We start from the raw sequence: 15,883 nt of genomic DNA on the forward strand, positions 1-15,883 counted from the left end.
TGCCCGCGAATGGGGCAGCCAGCACCTCATTCGGATCGTTACGCCCTCATTTGGCACAGCTTCTGCAAAACCCTTCTCAAGCCGCGGTCCCGCGCGCCTCACAAAAACAACGAGAAGGTATCCCTGATGGATAACGCCACCACCCTGCCCGCCGGGGCGGCCACTGCGCCCGCCGCGGAAAAAACCACCGCCAGTCGTCTCAAGTCGATCTTCAGCGGTTCGATCGGCAACATGGTCGAATGGTACGACTGGTACGTCTACGCCGCATTCTCGCTGTACTTCGCCAAAGCCTTCTTCCCCGCTGGCGACACCACCGCACAACTGCTCAACACCGCCGCGATCTTCGCCGTGGGTTTCCTGATGCGCCCGATCGGTGGCTGGCTGATGGGGCTGTACGCCGACCGCAAGGGTCGCAAGGCTGCGCTGATGGCTTCGGTACTGCTGATGTGTGCAGGCTCTCTGGTCATCGCCCTGACGCCGGGCTATGAAACCATCGGCGTCGCCGCGCCTATCCTGCTGGTGATCGCACGCCTGATGCAGGGTCTGTCGGTCGGCGGTGAATATGGCACCTCGGCCACCTACCTCAGCGAGATGGCCAGCAAGGAACGCCGTGGCTTCTTCTCCAGTTTCCAGTACGTCACCCTGATTTCCGGCCAGCTCATCGCCCTGGCGGTGCTGATCATCCTGCAGAACGTGCTGACCACCGAAGAGCTGTATGCCTGGGGCTGGCGCGTGCCCTTCGTGATCGGCGCGCTGTGCGCGGTGGTTGCGCTGTACCTGCGCCGTGGGATGGAAGAGACCGCGTCCTTCACCAAGAAGGAGAAGTCCAAGGAAAGCCTGATGCGCACCCTGATGCGCCACCCCAAGGAGCTGATGACCGTCGTCGGCCTGACCATGGGCGGCACCCTGGCCTTCTACACCTACACCACCTACATGCAGAAGTACCTGGTCAACACCGTCGGCATGAGCATCAGCGACTCGACCACCATCTCGGCGGCCACGCTGTTCCTGTTCATGTGCCTGCAGCCGGTGATCGGCGGGCTGTCCGACAAGATCGGCCGGCGCCCGATCCTGATCGCCTTCGGCGTGCTGGGCACCCTGTTCACCGTACCGATCCTCAGCACCCTGCACACCATCCAGACCTGGTGGGGCGCCTTCTTCCTGATCATGGCGGCGCTGATCATCGTCAGCGGCTACACCTCGATCAACGCCGTGGTCAAGGCCGAGCTGTTCCCCACCGAGATCCGCGCCCTGGGCGTCGGCCTACCCTATGCACTGACCGTGTCGATCTTCGGCGGCACCGCCGAGTACGTGGCCCTGTGGTTCAAGAGCGCCGGCATGGAAACCGGCTTCTACTGGTACGTCACCGGCTGCATCGCCTGCTCGCTGCTGGTCTACGCGACCATGAAGGACACCAAGCAGCACTCGCGCATCACCACTGATTGATTCTGCGTCCGCTGTAACTGAAAAGGGTCGTTCCGGTGGAACGGCCCTTTTTTGCGGCCGCAAAAAAGCTCTGCTGCGGGCATTTGTACCGTTCGCGTCAGTCCTTTTTTCCTGAGGTCAGGATACTTCCAGCACTTGCTGCGGCTGACGACGCTGGTAGTAGGTGGCCAGTAGCACCAGCGCCAGCAGGATCGCGCCCAACACCATGGACGAGCCGATCGTGCCAAAGTCCAGACCGCCTTTTTCGTATGGCTTGGTGAGGAAATCGCCCAGGGTTGCACCGAATGGCCGAGTCAGCACGAAGGCTACCCAGAACAACACCACACCAGGGATTCGGGTCCAGTAACGCGCCATAGCCACCAACACGATGGCACTGCCGATCAGCAGGGCGCCACCCGCGAATCCCAGGCCTGAATCATCTGCAAGGTAGTCGCCCATTGCGGTGCCCAGGGTGTTGGAGAACAGGATCGCAACCCAGTAGAACAACTCGCCAGCACGACTGCGGATGCGCGTGACATCCAGTGGATTACCACTCAGCCGCCACAGGGCGAAGGTCAACAGCAGGATGCCGATCAGCAGCGCTGAACCTGCGGCGTAACCCAACCCGAGCGTGCGATCCATGAAATCGGACATGGTGGTGCCAGCGGTGCTGGTGGACAGTATCACCAGCCAGTAGAGCACTGGGTGATAGCGGCGGGAATAAAGTTGGGTGAGCAACGTCAGCAAGAACACACTGATCAACAACAGCGAACTTATGGCGTAGCCGATGTCGAGCGTCATCGACAGCAGGTCGCCAGCCGTCTCGCCCAGCGTGGTGGCGCAGATCTTCATGACCCAGAAGGCCAAGGTGATTTGCGGAAGTTTATTCATCGCGTGCCGCTCCGGTTTCTGGAATGCGGCGATGTTGAAGATGAACGTCTGAAAAATCGGTTGGAAAGGAATGAAAAAACCGTTTGGCGTCGAGAGCGACGAAGGGTTGAGTCCTTAACTCGCCATTAATTGAGGTGGAGCAACCTACAAGCGCTGACAGAACGCTTTCGGATATTTGATATGCCGCATGCTGCGGGGTAGAGCCGACAGCTACTTATTTGGAAACCTCGCGCGCAAACACATCGATAAAATTGATTATTTTACGTAATTTTTTGCGCTTTTTAATCAAATTAATCGGCGTAGCATGAGATTCATAGCAAGAACAAACCCCCTCGAATCTACTGGAGCAACGACCATGAAAAACCAACTGATCCTGACCCTGGCCCTTTCGGTCTTCGCCGCAGGTGCCTTCGCCGAAGACGGCTTTGACCGCACCAACGCCCACACCTTCGCCGCTGCACAAAGCCAATCGGCCAGCTACGCAGAAGACGGTTTCGACCGCACCGGTGGCCAACGCTTCGCTGAAGACGGCTTCGACCGCACTGGTGGTCAACGCTTTGCCGAAGACGGCTTCGACCGCACTGGTGGTCAACGCTTCGCCGAAGACGGCTTCGACCGTACTGGCGGCCAACGCTTCGCTGAAGATGGCTTCAGCCGCACCAACGCCCACCGCATCAGCTGATCACTGATGCGTGTCACCCAGCCCGGCTTTGGCCGGGCTTGATCATTCCCAGCCAGCTCAAGGCTTGGCACACTAGGCGCCTCGTCCGTCCCAGAGGAAGGGCCAAGGCCCTGCGCAGATGCACTACTACGAACCCGCCAAAGGCCACGGCCTGCCCCACGACCCGTTCAACGCCATCGTCGGCCCCCGGCCCATCGGCTGGATCTCCTCCCATGATCGCGAAGGTCGCCTGAACCTGGCGCCCTACAGCTTCTTCAACGCCTTCAACTACATTCCGCCGATCATCGGTTTCTGCAGCGTCGGGCGCAAAGACAGCCTGAACAACATCGAACAGACCGGCGAGTTCGTCTGGAACCTGGCCACGCGCCCGCTGGCCGAGCAGATGAACCAGAGCTGCGCGGCAGTGGCTGCAGATATCAACGAATTCGAGCTGAGCGGCCTGACACCGGTGCCCTCGAACGTGGTCGGCGTGCCGCGGGTGGGTGAGAGCCCGGTGAACTTCGAGTGCAAGGTGAGCCAGATCATCCAGCTCAAGCGTGCCGATCAGGAGCTGGTGCCCAGCTGGCTGATCCTGGGTGAAGTGGTGGCCGTGCACATCGCCGAGCACCTGCTCAAAGAGGGTATCTACGACACTGCTGCCGCCGAGCCGATCCTGCGTGGCGGTGGCCCGGCGGATTACTTCGAGCTGGGCAACCTGTTCAAGATGCGTCGCCCGCAGGCCTGATCACCAGGCCAGCTCGCCCTCTTCACCGACGCCCTGCAGGCGTTCGAGTTCGGCACAGGCCGCCTCGTCAGCGGCCAGTGCCGACGTGAACACCTGGCCCTCCAGGACTTTGTGAAAGCGCGGTGCCCCACCCATGTGCAGGGCCTTGACCGCGATTGCCGCGTGGTAGCCGCCACCTTCGATCGGGACCATCGCCGAAACGGCCTCGAAGCCCGGGAATTCTCTACGTGCCATTGCTGTGCTCCAGCTGTTGAACGAGGGGCGGGATTTTACTGCAGCAGGCGTTACGGTAGTGGCCTTTTCATGGGCAAGCTTGCCCGCGAGAAGGTTACCCGCGACCAACCCTCAATCGAAGGTCTGCAGGTCCATGCTCGCCACCACCCGCTCCTGCAGCAGGTCGCCGAAGACCTCGAGCGTCGGTGAAGCGAAGTAACCGCGCATGGCCTGCTGGTCCTGCCAGCTGCCGCTGAGCAGCCAGAGGTCAGCGTCAACCTGGGAGCGCTGGACGGTGAACGCCAGACAGCCTGGGCTGCGCAGCGAAGGCTCGAGCAGGTCGCGCAGGCGCATGCCGAGTTCCGCCGAACGACCGCTGCTGGCACGGATGAAAGCCAAGTGTGTGACCGGTTGATGCAAGGTCATGAACGATCTCCTTGAAGCAGGCGGGACGGAAAAGCCAGGCTGCCAAGATTAGGTCCTCGCCCGCACACTGCGTTAGGCCATTTCTGTCTGCCGATTGCCTGATCCTGTCGCAATGCAGGATCAGGCAATCGGTCGGCAGCATTTGGCTAGCGCCGGATGTTGCCCAAATCTATGCTGGCCCGGTCCCTGGAGGAATTCGATCATGACCACTGCCCTTGCCGCTCTCGACCCGACCCTGGAAAACCAGCGTCTGGAACTCGCTGACCTGATCCTGAGGCACGCAGGCGATCCCCACGGACCACCGACGGCCATCGAGCAGCTGTACCTGTCGCGCTATGAAGACAACATCCGTTCGAAGCCGGGCCTGGCCCTGCCGGCCCTCTGCGTCATGGCCCAGGGCAGCAAGAGTCTGTTCCTGGGCGATCAGCAGTATGCCTACGACCCGCTGCACTACATGGTGGTGTCGGTGACCATGCCGATCAGCCGGGTGAGGCTCGACGCCAGCCCGGAAAACCCAGTGCTTGGGCTGCGGATCGACCTGGACGCGGCAGAGATCAGCCAGTTGATTGCCGAAAGCGGCCCGATGCTGGTGCCCAGCGTGCAGTCCGGGCTTGGGCTGTATGTAGAGAAGACCGATGCGCACCTGCTCGATGCCCTGCTGCGCCTGGTCCGCTTGCTCGATAGCCCGCGGGACATCCCGATGCTGGCCCCGCTGTTTCGCCGCGAAATCCTCTACCGCCTGCTGCGCGGGCCGCAGGGGCATCGCCTGTACGAGATTGCCCTGGCCAACAGCCAGACCCACCGCGTGAGCCAGGCGATCACCTGGCTCAACAAGCATTTCCACCTGCCGCTGCGCATCGAGGAACTGGCCCGGGAAGTGAACCTGAGCACCTCGACCCTGCACCACAGGTTCAAGGCCGTGACGTCCATGAGCCCGTTGCAGTATCAGAAGCAACTGCGACTGCAGGAAGCCCGGCGCCTGATGCTCAACGATGGGTTGGAGGCCGCGGTGGCGGGGTATCGGGTGGGCTATGAAAGCCCGTCGCAGTTCAGCCGGGAGTACAGCCGGCTGTACGGCGCGCCGCCAATTCGCGACATGGCGCGCCTGCGCTCGAGCGCGGGTTGAATCTGCAAGCCCGCGCGCGCCTCAGCCGGCCACCGCTGCCTGCCACTGTGCCTGGTCCACCTGGATCAGGGTCGGCCCCTTGCGCTCGACCGCCAGCACCAGCGCAGCCTGCAACTGCGCCACATCGCCGACATGTTCGGCCGCAGCCCCCAGCCCCTGCGCCACGGTGATGAAGTCGGGGGTGTGGATGTCAACGCCCACAGGCTCGATGGCGCGATTGACCATGTACTTCTTGATCTCTTCGTAACCCTGGTTATTCCATAGCAGCACGATCAGCGGTACCTGTGCCTCGACTGCACTGGCCAGTTCCGGCAGGGTGAACTGCAGGCCGCCGTCACCGATCAGGCACACCGACGGGGCGCGTTCAGCCATGACTTCAGCACTGCCAAGCCAGGCGCCCATCGCAGCTGGCAAGGCATAGCCGAGCGTGCCGTAGCCGGTCGACGCATTGAACCAGCGACGCGGACGCGCAAGGTCGAGGGTGAGGTTGCCGGTGTAGACCGGCTGGGTCGAGTCACCCACCAGCACGGCATCGGGCAAGGTTTCCAGTATCGCGGTAAGCAGAAGGGTCTGGCTCAGGGTCGGTTGGTCCCAGCCAGCAGCCAGGTCGTTGCGCAGGCGCTCGGCACGGGCAGCGCCCCAGCGTTCGTCACGCACCGCAGGCTGCTCGGCCAACGCTGCAACCAGGGCTTCGGCAGCCAGCTTGGCATCGGCGACCAGTGCCAGCTCAGGCAGGTAGTTGCGTACGGTCTGGTCTGGATCGATGTCGATGCGCAGCAGGCTGCCGGGGATCTCGAATCCGCCCTTGAAGGTCACGTCGTAGTCGGTTTCGGCAAGCTCGGTACCAATGGCCAGTACCACGTCGGCCTCGGCAACCAGGGCACGGGTTGCCGGCAGCGATTGGGTCGAGCCGATCTGCAACGGATGAGCAACCGGCAGCAGGCCCTTGGCATTGATGGTCAGGGCCACCGGCGCCTGGAGCTGCTCGGCCAGTTGCGCCAGGGCCTCGCCTGCCGCCAGCGCACCGCCACCGGCGAGGATCAACGGGCGCTGGGCCTTGGCCAGACGCTCGGCCATCTGTGCCACCACCTGCGGCGCGGCGCCCGCACGGCTGGTGCGCACCGGGCGAGCCTGCAGCAGGTGGTCGGCTGGCTCGACCAGCACATCCAGCGGGATCTCGATATGCACAGGGCGTGGCCGGGCACCGTCGAACACGGCGAAGGCGCGGGCCAGCGCCTGCGGCAGGTCATCGGCACTCATCAGGGTCTGGGAAAACGCGCAAACGCCCGCCACCAGCCCAGACTGGTTCGGCAGCTCATGCAGCTTGCCGCGCCCACCGCCCAGTGCATTGCGCGATTGCACGCTTGAGATCACCAGCATGGGGATCGAGTCGGCATAGGCCTGGCCCATGGCCGTGGTGATGTTGGTCATGCCGGGGCCGGTGATGATGAAGCACACTCCCGGCTTGCCGCGCGTACGCGCGTAGCCGTCGGCCATGAAGCCGGCGCCCTGCTCGTGGCGCGGCGTGACATGACGGATCGACGAGCGCGCAAGCCCGCGATAGAGCTCCACGGTATGCACGCCGGGAATCCCGAACACATGGTCTACGCCATAGCCTTCGAGGAGTTTGACCAGTACTTCGCCACAGGTTGCCATCGTCTTTACCCTGATTCTTGTTGAAATCAGTGCTCATGGAATCAAGCTGCGGCTACCGCGACAATGCAAAAAAACACATACTAGCCATGTCTCCAGATCATGGCTCGCCACGATGAAACGACTCCCTCCCCTGCCCGCCCTGCACACCTTCCTGGTCACCGCCCAGCACTGCAATTTCACCCGTGCCGCCCAGCATCTGCACATCACCCAGGGCGCTGTCAGCCGCCAGATCGCCGGGCTCGAGGAGCAACTCGGCTACCCCTTGTTTCAGCGCCAGGCCCGTGGCCTGAGCCTGACCCGTGAAGGTCAGGACTGGCTGCCGCGGGTGCAGCAAGTGTTCGCCCTGATCGAACAGGGCGTGCGCGAGGTTGGCGCGCGCACCGCTACCTTGCAGCTCAAAGCCCCGACCTGCGTGATGCGTTGGCTACTGCCGAGGCTGATGGAATGGCAGGCGCTGCGCCCGGATGTGCCGGTGGAACTGACCACGACGGTGCAGCACGGCGTGGACTTTCGTCATGAAGGCTTCGATGCGGCAGTGGTGTATGGCAGCCCGCCCGCCCAGGGATCGCTGGTGCGCAAGCTGTTCGACGAGCAACTGACACCGGTGTGCGCCCCCTCGTTGCTGCAAGGCGGCATGCCTCTGGAGCGAGTGGAGGACCTGGCGCGGCACATGCTGCTGCACCCCTCGCGCGACGAGCGTGACTGGCGCCTGTGGCTGCAAGCGGCCGGCGCTGCGTTCGAGCCACAGGGCCGACGCCAGCATTTCGAGACACTGGACATGGCGATGGCCATGGCCTCCCAGGGGACCGGGGTGGCCATCGGCGACTGGGCGCTGATCGGCGATGACCTGCGCAGTGGGCGGTTATGCATGCCCTTTGCGCTGAAGGTGATGACGGGCAAAGGCTATTACCTGGTCTGCCCGTCGAAAAGCCTGCCGCCGGGGCTGGGCGAATTACTGGAGTGGCTGCAGGCACGCGCCAGTCTTTAGCGGCCCTGCGACCCCATGAGCTCGGCAGCATGTACTGCGCCGCGATTCACCTGCGAAAAACTGGCAGCGACACCTCAGTAGCCGACAGTGAAGCGCTGGCGCGTATGGGCAGGCTTTTCCAGTTCGTCGATCAAGGCAATGGCGTAGTCGGCGAAGGTGATCCAGCTCTTGCCATCGGCGCCGATCAGCAGGTGATCCTTGCCCAGCGTATAGCGCCCGCTGCGCTCACCCTCGACGAACTCGGCCGAAGGCGAAAGGAAGGTCCAGTCGAGGGTCGGCTCCTGGCGCAAGGTATCGAGAAAGCCCACGCCGGCGCTGGCCTCGGCCTTGTACGCCTCGGGGAAGTCCGGGCTGTCGATCACCCGCTGCCCCGACGGCAGCAGCAGGCTGCCGGCACCGCCGACCACCAGCAGTCGCTTGACCCCGGCGCGTTTGACCGGCTCGATGATCGCCTGCGGCGCAAGGGTGGAGAAGTGCGCAGCGCTCAGCACAGCGTCCACGCCTGTGACTGCCGCCTGCAGCGCAGCACTGTCCTTGGCATCCAGCGCCTTGACCGTGACACCTTCACGGCCCTGCAGCGAAGACGTATCGCGTGCGATGGCGACCACGCTGTGGCCACGGCGCAGAGCCTCTTCCAGCAACTGGCTGCCGGCGCGGCCGGTGGCACCGATGATTGCGATCTTGCTCATGGGAAACACTCCATCAGGGTTGTAAGGGGGTTACCACTTCATTTCGCCTTTTGCGACCTTGGCCCCGAGCTCCAGGGAACTTTCATCGGCCAGGTTCGGATAACGCTTGCTCATTGCAGCAATCAGCGCCGCCGCATCACGAGCCTTGGCCGCTTCGCTGTCGAAGGCGCGGATGTAGCCTGCGGTGAAGCGCACGGCATCCAGCGAACGGCTGCTCTGTCCCAGGTAGTGGCCTGGGATCACCGTGCGCGGGGCGAGTTTTTCGATGTGTGCAAGCGTTGCCAGCCAGTCGGTTTGGGATTGGGCAGACTGGGTGTCAGCCATCCATACGTGAATGTTCTCGGAAACCACCACACCACCGACCACCGCCTTGATCGAGGGAATCCAGACGAAGCTGCGCTCGGGCTGCGGGCCGTCCAGGCCAACGACTTCGAGCGCCTGCCCCTCCAGCTCGAGACGGTTACCGGCCAACACCTGGGGTACGACCAGTTTCGCGGGCTTGTCGGCGCCCATCTGCGGCCCCCAGTAGGCCAGCTTGGCGTCCATGGTCTGGCGGATGTGCGCCACAGTGGCAGCGGAGGCGACCACCTTGGCGTCTGGAAACGCCTGGGTCAGGGTGTCGAGGCCGAAGTAATAGTCCGGATCGCCATGGCTGATGTAGATGGTGGTCAGCCGCTTGCCACTGGCACGCAGGCGCTCAGCCACCTGCTCGGCCTGGGCCTTGCCGAACTGCGCATCCACCAGCACAGCCTCCCGCTCGCCACTGACGATCACCGAACTGACCGGGAACAGTGCGTCATGGCCTGGGTTGTAGACATCCAGGTGCAGCGGATCGGCCGCCATTGCCTGGCCCGTCAGGGCGACACAGGCCAGCATCAGACTGCGCAGTGGAGTGAAAATCGACATGGTGAGGTTCCTGAAAGCGGGACGATGGAGCACAGCTTAGTTGCCCGATCCATCACAAAAAATGCGATGCTTGAACATAGTTTGTTTCTGAAATCGGGCAAATCATGGACCGTCTGAACGCCATGCGTGTGTTCGTCACCGTCGTCGACCTGGGTAGCCAGTCGGCTGCGGCAGATCACCTGGAGCTTTCCAGGCCTGTAGTGTCGCGCTATCTCGCGGAGCTTGAGGAGTGGGTCGGCGCACGCTTGATGCAGCGCACCACGCGCAAGCTGAGCCTGACCGCCGCGGGCCTGGACACCCTGCCACGCTGCCGACAGATGCTGGAACTGGCCTGCGACCTGCAGACAGCGGTGCGTGCGCCTGAAGATGCGCCGCGCGGCGAGTTGCGCATCAGCGTGAGCACCTCGTTCGGTCAGGCGCAGTTGGTGGATGCGGTGGCGGAGTACGTGAAACGCTATCCGGGGGTGAAGGTGGAGTTGCAGATGCTCGATCGCACGGTCAACCTGGTTGACGAGCGCATCGACCTGGCGATCCGCACCAGCAACGACCTGGACCCGAACCTGATTGCCCGACGCCTGAGCGTCTGCCGTTCGGTGGTCTGCGCCAGCCCCGCCTACTTGCGCGAGTACGGCACGCCGCAGCGAGTCGAGGACCTGACCCAGCACAACTGCCTGACCCACGCCTACTTCGGCCACAGCCTGTGGCATTTCGAGGTGGCCGGTGAACAGGTCGCGGTGCCCGTGCAGGGCAATATCAGCGCCAACGAAGCCCTGACCTTGCAGAAGGCCGCCCTGGCCGGTGCCGGAATCGCCATGCTGCCGACCTACCAGGCCGCCTGCGCAGTGCGTCGCGGCGAGTTGGTGAAACTACTGCCCCTGGCGCGACCGCGGGAGCTGAACCTCAATGCGGTCTACACCTCACGCAAACACATGCCCGCGACCTTGCGCAGCATGCTGGACTTTCTTGCCCAACGCTTCAGCGAAGAACCGGAGTGGGATCGGGAGCTGGATTAGTGCGTGGAGCGGCCTTGCGCCGCTGTGACGCAAATCGCACCGATCTCGATGTTCGCTCCAGGCAATTGCTGCGACCTGACCTATGCTTGCAAGTATCACCTGTGGTCACAGCAGGAGGTAGGCAACATGGGCATCAAATCCAGACGGTGCGTGATCGTCCTGGCCCTGGTCGCCGTGGCCGGGCTCTATGGTTCGGCCTGCTGGCGCGTCGAGCTGTTGCGCAGCCAGCCCAGTACCGCAGCCAGTTGCGCACACGAGCACTGCGTCCCGCACACCGCAACGCTGAGCGCCCTCAGGTAGCCCGACAACGCCTGTCGGTCACTCCTCGACGCTCATGTACTCCTTGGCCCAGCGGATGTAATCCTCAGGCTGGGTGTAGGTGTGCGAAAGCTCGGTGGCGCTGAGGTTCTCGGACTTGTTCTGCTGCCCGCGCTGCAATCGCAGGCAGTCGTAGGTGGCCTTGATCGCAGCGAAGTACGCCGCATGGCCATCGACCACGATGCGCACGCCCAGGCGCGCCAGGCGCTCGTCGTCACGCAGGTTCGGGTTGCCGTAGCTGACCAGCATCAGCGGCACGTTCAGGTGCTCGGTGATCTGCTCCAGTTGCTCGAAATCCTTCACCCCGACCATGCAGATACCGTCGGCACCGGCCTTCTGGTAGCTCTGGGTGCGGACGATGATTTCCTCGGTGGTCAGTACGCCAGCGTTGGTCCGGGCAATGATCGACAGCGACGAGTCGACTCGCGCTTCCAGCGCTGCACGGATCTTGCCGACGCCCTCTTCCACCGAGATCAGGTCGGTGGACTTGCGACCGAACTGGGCCGGCAGCAGGGTATCTTCGATGGTCAGCGCCGCCACGCCGGCGCGCTCCAGCTCGATTACCGTACGCATGACGTTCAGCGCGTTGCCATAACCATGGTCGGCATCGGCGATGAAGGGCAACTGGGCGACGCGGCCAATGCGTGTGGCCTGCTCGACGAATTCGCTCAGGGTGATCAGGGCGAAGTCCGGGGCGGCGAGCACCTGCAGGGAAGCGACCGAGCCGCCGAGGATACCGACTTCAAAGCCCAGGTCTGCGGCAATGCGCGCCGACATCGGGTCGAAGACTGAAGCTGTGTGATAGCACGAACCCGACGCGAGCAGTTCGCGGAAGGCAAAACGCAGATCTTGGTGGGAAGCCTTGGGCATGATCACTCCGCATAAACGTGAAAAGTCGAACTGGCTGACTACCGCCCCTGAACCGGGACCCTCCGCCCTGCCATAGGCATGACATGCAGAGAGTGGAAGAGAAGTGCGGGATTACAGCGATGCGGAAACCTGGGTCACAATGCACCAAATGGGTGCAAACCAGTGTATTTCGGCTGCTATGAACCTGCACGATATCACGCGGCCATGCGCGTTCGTGTGAAAGCGCTTATGCCGATCGTGCATAGGCGATGCAGACAGTACATAGGAAGCTACCTAACTCAGGTTACAATCCCCGTCTCGTTCGCAGCCATTTCACTCGCCACGGGCCGCCGACGAACAGCACAATTTCACTACCTCCGACCACAAGGTGTGACCCCGTGACCGCCGCCCTGCCCCCCGCCGACTTGCGTAGCGTGCTCAGCGCGCTGATGCTGGCGATTCTTCTTGGTGCCCTCGACCAGACCATCGTCGCCGTCTCCATGCCGGCCATTTCTGCCCAGTTCAACGATGTCGGCCTGCTGGCATGGGTCATCTCCGGCTATATGGTTGCCATGACCGTGGCCGTGCCGATCTACGGCAAGCTGGGCGACCTGTATGGCCGTCGGCGCATGATCCTCACCGGCACCGCACTGTTCACCCTGGCCTCGATCTTCTGCGCCCTGGCACAGAACATGGAACAACTGGTGCTGGCGCGCGTGCTGCAGGGCATCGGCGCGGGCGGCATGGTCTCGGTCAGCCAGGCGATCATCGGCGACTTCGTCCCGCCTCGCGAGCGCGGGCGCTACCAGGGTTATTTCAGCAGCATGTACGCCCTGGCCAGCGTGGCTGGCCCGGTGCTCGGCGGCTGGCTGACCGAATACCTGTCGTGGCGCTGGGTGTTCTGGATCAACCTGCCGCTGGGGCTTTGCGCCTGGTGGGTGATCCGCCGCGCGCTGATGGGCATGCCGGTCCAACGCCGGGAAGCACAGGTCGACTATATCGGTGCACTGCTGCTGATCCTGGGCCTGGGCAGTTTGTTGCTGGGCATCACCCTGGTGGGTCAAGGGCATGCCTGGACCGCGGCGCCGGTGCTGGCCCTGTTTGCCTGCGCGGTACTGGGCCTGGTGCTGTTCGTCGCCCACGAACGCCGCTCCCAGGAGCCGCTGTTGCCACTGAAACTGTTCGGCAATCGGGTCGCCGTGCTGTGCTGGTGCGTGATCTTCTTCGCCAGCTTCCAGTCGATCTCGCTGACCATGCTCATGCCGCTGCGCTTCCAGAGCATCACCGGTGCCGGCGCCGACAGTGCCGCGCTGCACCTGCTGCCGTTGGCGATGGGGTTGCCACTGGGAGCCTTCAGCGCAGGCCGCCTGACGACATTCACCGGTCGCTACAAACCACAGATCCTGGCGGGCGCACTGCTGATGCCGCTGGCGATCCTCGGCATGGCCTTCACACCGCCGCAGTCAGCCTGGCTGGGCGGGTTGTTCATGCTGTTGACCGGTATCGCCTGCGGGCTGCAGTTCCCGACCTCGCTGGTGGGGACGCAGAGCGCGGTGGACATGAAGGATATCGGTGTGGCCACCAGCACCACCAACCTGTTCCGCTCGTTGGGTGGGGCGATGGGCGTGGCCTGCATGTCCAGCCTGCTGCTGGCGCTGCTGCATCTCGGAGGGCTCGAGGTGCTGGGCAACCCGCTGCTGGGCAGCCTGAAGGGCGGCGAGACGGATCCGGCGACCCAGGCGCATCTGCTGGTGACGTTCCGGTACCTGCTGCTGGCCAGTGCCGCCGCGGCAGTGCTGGGGCTGCTGGCGGCACTGGCGTTGCCAGACCGGCAGTTACGGGGGCATTGAAAAGGCCAGGGCCGCAAAGCGGCCCTTTTAACCCCGGCTTAATCCTGCCGGGAAAAACTTCATCACAATCCTTAACAAAGTGTCATTTGCGCAGGGCCGGGCTCAAGCGCAGCATATCCAACCCTGTGTCGACCCATTTTTGCGCATCGCGCAACAGGTCGAAGCTGTCCGGGAGCAGCAACCAGCGCCCGATCAGGCCGTCGACATAGGCGAACATGGCGATGGCCGCCCGCTCGACATCCAGGTCGGCGGGCAACTGGCCACGGCGTACCGCATTGGCCAAGGCGCGGGAAATGCCTTCGTGGCATTCGACGATGGCGCCTTGTCGCTGCTGGCGGATTTCACACATCTCATCGGTGAACTCGCACTTGTGATGCAGGATTTCATTGATACGCCGGGTCCTGGCGTCCAGTACCAGCTCGTTGAGCACTTGCAACAGCAGCTTGCGCATGCAGCCGAGCGGATCGAGCTCGTCCTCGCTTTCGCTGGCACGCGCGAGATGGTCATGGGTCTCATGCAAACTGTCGAGCAGCGCCTGGACCAGCTCGGCCTTGTTACTAAAATGCCAGTAGATCGCACCACGGGTGACGCCCGCGATCTCGGCGATATCGGCCAAGGTGGTTCGCGCAACTCCGCGCTTGTAGAAAGCCTTTTCCGCCGCCTCGATGATCTGGGCGCGGGTTTCCTGGGCTTCCTCTTTGGTTCGACGGACCATGGCAGCTCAACCTCATCTGAGCCCGGCACAAGAATCGCCTGGGCTTTGGGCCGGGTTCGCCTCTGCAGGGCGACTCCCGGATGCATTAATCACGTTTTGCGGTAGTAGCCTGGTACCACCACGCGGTATTTACAAACAACCATGAATGTAAGTATATTCGTTAGTAAGCTACTAATCCACTCGATAGCGATTTTTCTGACAAGACTCTTCCACTATTCTTGAGCTCCCCCTGCTCCTGCGACCCGAGGATCCTCATGCAATTCAAGCCAGCCGTTACCGCCCTGGTTTCCGCCGTCGCCCTTGCAACCCTGCTCAGTGGCTGCAAGAAAGAAGAAGCCGCGCCTGCAGCGCAGGCTCCTCAGGTCGGCGTCGTCACCCTGCAGCCGCAGGCCTTCACCCTGACCTCGGAACTGCCAGGGCGCACCAGCGCCTATCGCGTCGCCGAAGTCCGTCCACAGGTCAATGGCATCATTCTCAAGCGCCTGTTCAAGGAAGGCAGCGACGTCAAGGAAGGGCAGCAGCTCTACCAGATCGATCCCGCCGTCTATGAAGCCAACCTGGGTAATGCCCAGGCCAACCTTCAGGCTACCCGCTCGCTGGCCGAGCGCTACAAGCAGCTGATCGACGAGCAGGCCGTCTCCAAACAGGAATATGACGACGCCAATGCCAAACGATTGCAGGCCGAAGCCTCGCTCAAGAGCGCGCAGATCGACCTGCGCTACACCAAGGTGCTGGCGCCGATCAGCGGTCGCATCGGACGCTCGTCGGTCACCGAAGGCGCGCTGGTGAGCAATGGCCAGACCAACGCCATGGCCACCATCCAGCAGCTCGACCCGATCTACGTCGACGTTACTCAGTCCACCGCCGAACTGCTCAAGTTGCGCCGTGATCTGGAAAGCGGCCGGCTGCAGAAGGCTGGCGACAATGCCGCGAAGGTGCAACTGGTGCTTGAAGACGGCAGCACGTTCGCCGGTGAAGGTCGCCTGGAGTTCTCCGAAGTCTCGGTCGATGAAACCACGGGCTCGGTGACCCTGCGTGCGGTGTTCGCCAACCCGGACCACACCCTCCTGCCGGGCATGTTCGTGCATGCCCGCCTGCAAGCTGGTGTCAATGCCAACGCGATCCTAGCCCCACAGCAAGGTGTGACCCGCGACCTCAAGGGCTCGCCCACGGCACTGGTGGTGAACAAGGATAACAAGGTGGAACTGCGTCAACTCAAGGCCAGCCGCACGCTGGGCAACGAGTGGCTGATCGAGGAAGGCCTCAATCCGGGCGACCGCCTGATCACCGAGGGGCTGCAGTTCGTGCGTCCAGGTGTCGAGGTCAAGGTCAGCGAAGCCACCAACGTCAAGAAGCCGGGCAGCCCTGAACAGGCCAGCGCCGCGAAAGCCGACGCCAAAGCGGAGTAAACC

General features: G+C 63.1%; 17 protein-coding genes. 9 read left to right on the plus strand and 8 right to left on the minus strand.

Annotated elements, in window-relative coordinates; translation table 11 throughout:
- The first annotated feature begins 126 nt into the window (after positions 1 to 126).
- Entirely contained in the window at positions 127 to 1,446 is a 1,320-nt protein-coding gene (locus IAE40_RS20925) for an MFS transporter (protein ID WP_200603794.1), read from the plus strand.
- Positions 1,447 to 1,563: 117 nt separating this feature from the next.
- Here the strand turns inward: IAE40_RS20925 and IAE40_RS20930 are convergent, their stop codons facing one another.
- On the minus strand, positions 1,564 to 2,316 hold the full coding sequence (locus IAE40_RS20930) for a COG4705 family protein (RefSeq protein WP_200603795.1): 753 nt from the start codon (positions 2,314 to 2,316) through the stop codon (positions 1,564 to 1,566).
- Positions 2,317 to 2,671: 355 nt separating this feature from the next.
- On the opposite strand from IAE40_RS20930, the gene IAE40_RS20935 reads away from it, so the two are divergent.
- On the plus strand, positions 2,672 to 2,998 hold the full coding sequence (locus tag IAE40_RS20935; RefSeq protein ID WP_200603796.1) for a hypothetical protein: 327 nt from the start codon (positions 2,672 to 2,674) through the stop codon (positions 2,996 to 2,998).
- 118 nt (positions 2,999 to 3,116) lie between these two features.
- Positions 3,117 to 3,722: a flavin reductase family protein gene (locus tag IAE40_RS20940; RefSeq protein ID WP_200603797.1), complete on the plus strand. Its 606-nt coding sequence runs from the start codon at positions 3,117 to 3,119 to the stop codon at positions 3,720 to 3,722.
- On the opposite strand, the gene IAE40_RS20945 is transcribed toward IAE40_RS20940, so the two are convergent.
- Together IAE40_RS20945 and IAE40_RS20950 are read right to left on the minus strand one after the other, a co-directional pair.
- Positions 3,723 to 3,956: a hypothetical protein gene (locus IAE40_RS20945; protein WP_125931529.1), complete on the minus strand. Its 234-nt coding sequence runs from the start codon at positions 3,954 to 3,956 to the stop codon at positions 3,723 to 3,725.
- A gap of 111 nt (positions 3,957 to 4,067) precedes the next feature.
- Positions 4,068 to 4,361 carry a putative quinol monooxygenase gene (locus IAE40_RS20950; protein WP_054894488.1) on the minus strand — a complete coding sequence of 98 codons (294 nt, stop codon included), beginning with the start codon at positions 4,359 to 4,361 and terminating at the stop codon, positions 4,068 to 4,070.
- 202 nt (positions 4,362 to 4,563) lie between these two features.
- On the opposite strand from IAE40_RS20950, the gene IAE40_RS20955 reads away from it, so the two are divergent.
- Positions 4,564 to 5,487 carry an AraC family transcriptional regulator gene (locus IAE40_RS20955; RefSeq protein WP_065862394.1) on the plus strand — a complete coding sequence of 308 codons (924 nt, stop codon included), beginning with the start codon at positions 4,564 to 4,566 and terminating at the stop codon, positions 5,485 to 5,487.
- A gap of 21 nt (positions 5,488 to 5,508) precedes the next feature.
- On the opposite strand, the gene IAE40_RS20960 is transcribed toward IAE40_RS20955, so the two are convergent.
- Positions 5,509 to 7,143, minus strand: a complete 1,635-nt coding sequence (locus tag IAE40_RS20960) for a 5-guanidino-2-oxopentanoate decarboxylase (RefSeq protein ID WP_200603798.1) — start codon at positions 7,141 to 7,143, stop codon at positions 5,509 to 5,511.
- 112 nt (positions 7,144 to 7,255) lie between these two features.
- Here IAE40_RS20960 and IAE40_RS20965 point away from each other — a divergent pair, with 112 nt between their 5' ends.
- Complete coding sequence (locus IAE40_RS20965; protein ID WP_065862396.1) at positions 7,256 to 8,131, plus strand: LysR substrate-binding domain-containing protein; 876 nt, start codon at positions 7,256 to 7,258, stop codon at positions 8,129 to 8,131.
- A gap of 74 nt (positions 8,132 to 8,205) precedes the next feature.
- Here IAE40_RS20965 and IAE40_RS20970 read toward each other — a convergent pair whose 3' ends face one another.
- Both IAE40_RS20970 and IAE40_RS20975 read right to left on the minus strand, forming a co-directional pair.
- Complete coding sequence (locus IAE40_RS20970) at positions 8,206 to 8,820, minus strand: NAD(P)-dependent oxidoreductase (RefSeq protein ID WP_200603799.1); 615 nt, start codon at positions 8,818 to 8,820, stop codon at positions 8,206 to 8,208.
- 30 nt (positions 8,821 to 8,850) lie between these two features.
- On the minus strand, positions 8,851 to 9,726 hold the full coding sequence (locus IAE40_RS20975; RefSeq protein WP_200603800.1) for an MBL fold metallo-hydrolase: 876 nt from the start codon (positions 9,724 to 9,726) through the stop codon (positions 8,851 to 8,853).
- Between the two features lie 104 nt (positions 9,727 to 9,830).
- Here IAE40_RS20975 and IAE40_RS20980 point away from each other — a divergent pair, with 104 nt between their 5' ends.
- Entirely contained in the window at positions 9,831 to 10,739 is a 909-nt protein-coding gene (locus tag IAE40_RS20980; protein ID WP_125931524.1) for a LysR family transcriptional regulator, read from the plus strand.
- Positions 10,740 to 10,865: 126 nt separating this feature from the next.
- On the plus strand, positions 10,866 to 11,039 hold the full coding sequence (locus IAE40_RS20985; RefSeq protein WP_172964814.1) for a hypothetical protein: 174 nt from the start codon (positions 10,866 to 10,868) through the stop codon (positions 11,037 to 11,039).
- A gap of 18 nt (positions 11,040 to 11,057) precedes the next feature.
- Here the strand turns inward: IAE40_RS20985 and IAE40_RS20990 are convergent, their stop codons facing one another.
- Positions 11,058 to 11,927, minus strand: a complete 870-nt coding sequence (locus tag IAE40_RS20990) for an isocitrate lyase/PEP mutase family protein (RefSeq protein ID WP_054894495.1) — start codon at positions 11,925 to 11,927, stop codon at positions 11,058 to 11,060.
- Between the two features lie 377 nt (positions 11,928 to 12,304).
- Here IAE40_RS20990 and IAE40_RS20995 point away from each other — a divergent pair, with 377 nt between their 5' ends.
- Positions 12,305 to 13,756 carry an MDR family MFS transporter gene (locus IAE40_RS20995; RefSeq protein ID WP_200603801.1) on the plus strand — a complete coding sequence of 484 codons (1,452 nt, stop codon included), beginning with the start codon at positions 12,305 to 12,307 and terminating at the stop codon, positions 13,754 to 13,756.
- 82 nt (positions 13,757 to 13,838) lie between these two features.
- Here the strand turns inward: IAE40_RS20995 and IAE40_RS21000 are convergent, their stop codons facing one another.
- Complete coding sequence (locus IAE40_RS21000; RefSeq protein ID WP_065862401.1) at positions 13,839 to 14,471, minus strand: TetR family transcriptional regulator; 633 nt, start codon at positions 14,469 to 14,471, stop codon at positions 13,839 to 13,841.
- A 254-nt stretch (positions 14,472 to 14,725) separates the two neighbouring features.
- On the opposite strand from IAE40_RS21000, the gene IAE40_RS21005 reads away from it, so the two are divergent.
- Positions 14,726 to 15,880 carry an efflux RND transporter periplasmic adaptor subunit gene (locus tag IAE40_RS21005; RefSeq protein WP_054894498.1) on the plus strand — a complete coding sequence of 385 codons (1,155 nt, stop codon included), beginning with the start codon at positions 14,726 to 14,728 and terminating at the stop codon, positions 15,878 to 15,880.
- Positions 15,881 to 15,883: the final 3 nt, after the last annotated feature.

This window comes from Pseudomonas sp. S44 (genome assembly GCF_016624805.1).
In the GTDB taxonomy this organism is placed as follows: Bacteria; Pseudomonadota; Gammaproteobacteria; order Pseudomonadales; family Pseudomonadaceae; genus Aquipseudomonas; species Aquipseudomonas machongensis.

Coding starts and splice junctions, on each gene's coding strand:
- IAE40_RS20925 (WP_200603794.1), top strand. CDS start 127: ATGGATAACGCCACCACCCTGCCCGCCGGGGCGGCCACTGCGCCCGCC.
- IAE40_RS20930 (WP_200603795.1), bottom strand. CDS start 2,316: ATGAATAAACTTCCGCAAATCACCTTGGCCTTCTGGGTCATGAAGATC.
- IAE40_RS20935 (WP_200603796.1), top strand. CDS start 2,672: ATGAAAAACCAACTGATCCTGACCCTGGCCCTTTCGGTCTTCGCCGCA.
- IAE40_RS20940 (WP_200603797.1), top strand. CDS start 3,117: ATGCACTACTACGAACCCGCCAAAGGCCACGGCCTGCCCCACGACCCG.
- IAE40_RS20945 (WP_125931529.1), bottom strand. CDS start 3,956: ATGGCACGTAGAGAATTCCCGGGCTTCGAGGCCGTTTCGGCGATGGTC.
- IAE40_RS20950 (WP_054894488.1), bottom strand. CDS start 4,361: ATGACCTTGCATCAACCGGTCACACACTTGGCTTTCATCCGTGCCAGC.
- IAE40_RS20955 (WP_065862394.1), top strand. CDS start 4,564: ATGACCACTGCCCTTGCCGCTCTCGACCCGACCCTGGAAAACCAGCGT.
- IAE40_RS20960 (WP_200603798.1), bottom strand. CDS start 7,143: ATGGCAACCTGTGGCGAAGTACTGGTCAAACTCCTCGAAGGCTATGGC.
- IAE40_RS20965 (WP_065862396.1), top strand. CDS start 7,256: ATGAAACGACTCCCTCCCCTGCCCGCCCTGCACACCTTCCTGGTCACC.
- IAE40_RS20970 (WP_200603799.1), bottom strand. CDS start 8,820: ATGAGCAAGATCGCAATCATCGGTGCCACCGGCCGCGCCGGCAGCCAG.
- IAE40_RS20975 (WP_200603800.1), bottom strand. CDS start 9,726: ATGTCGATTTTCACTCCACTGCGCAGTCTGATGCTGGCCTGTGTCGCC.
- IAE40_RS20980 (WP_125931524.1), top strand. CDS start 9,831: ATGGACCGTCTGAACGCCATGCGTGTGTTCGTCACCGTCGTCGACCTG.
- IAE40_RS20985 (WP_172964814.1), top strand. CDS start 10,866: ATGGGCATCAAATCCAGACGGTGCGTGATCGTCCTGGCCCTGGTCGCC.
- IAE40_RS20990 (WP_054894495.1), bottom strand. CDS start 11,927: ATGCCCAAGGCTTCCCACCAAGATCTGCGTTTTGCCTTCCGCGAACTG.
- IAE40_RS21000 (WP_065862401.1), bottom strand. CDS start 14,471: ATGGTCCGTCGAACCAAAGAGGAAGCCCAGGAAACCCGCGCCCAGATC.
- IAE40_RS21005 (WP_054894498.1), top strand. CDS start 14,726: ATGCAATTCAAGCCAGCCGTTACCGCCCTGGTTTCCGCCGTCGCCCTT.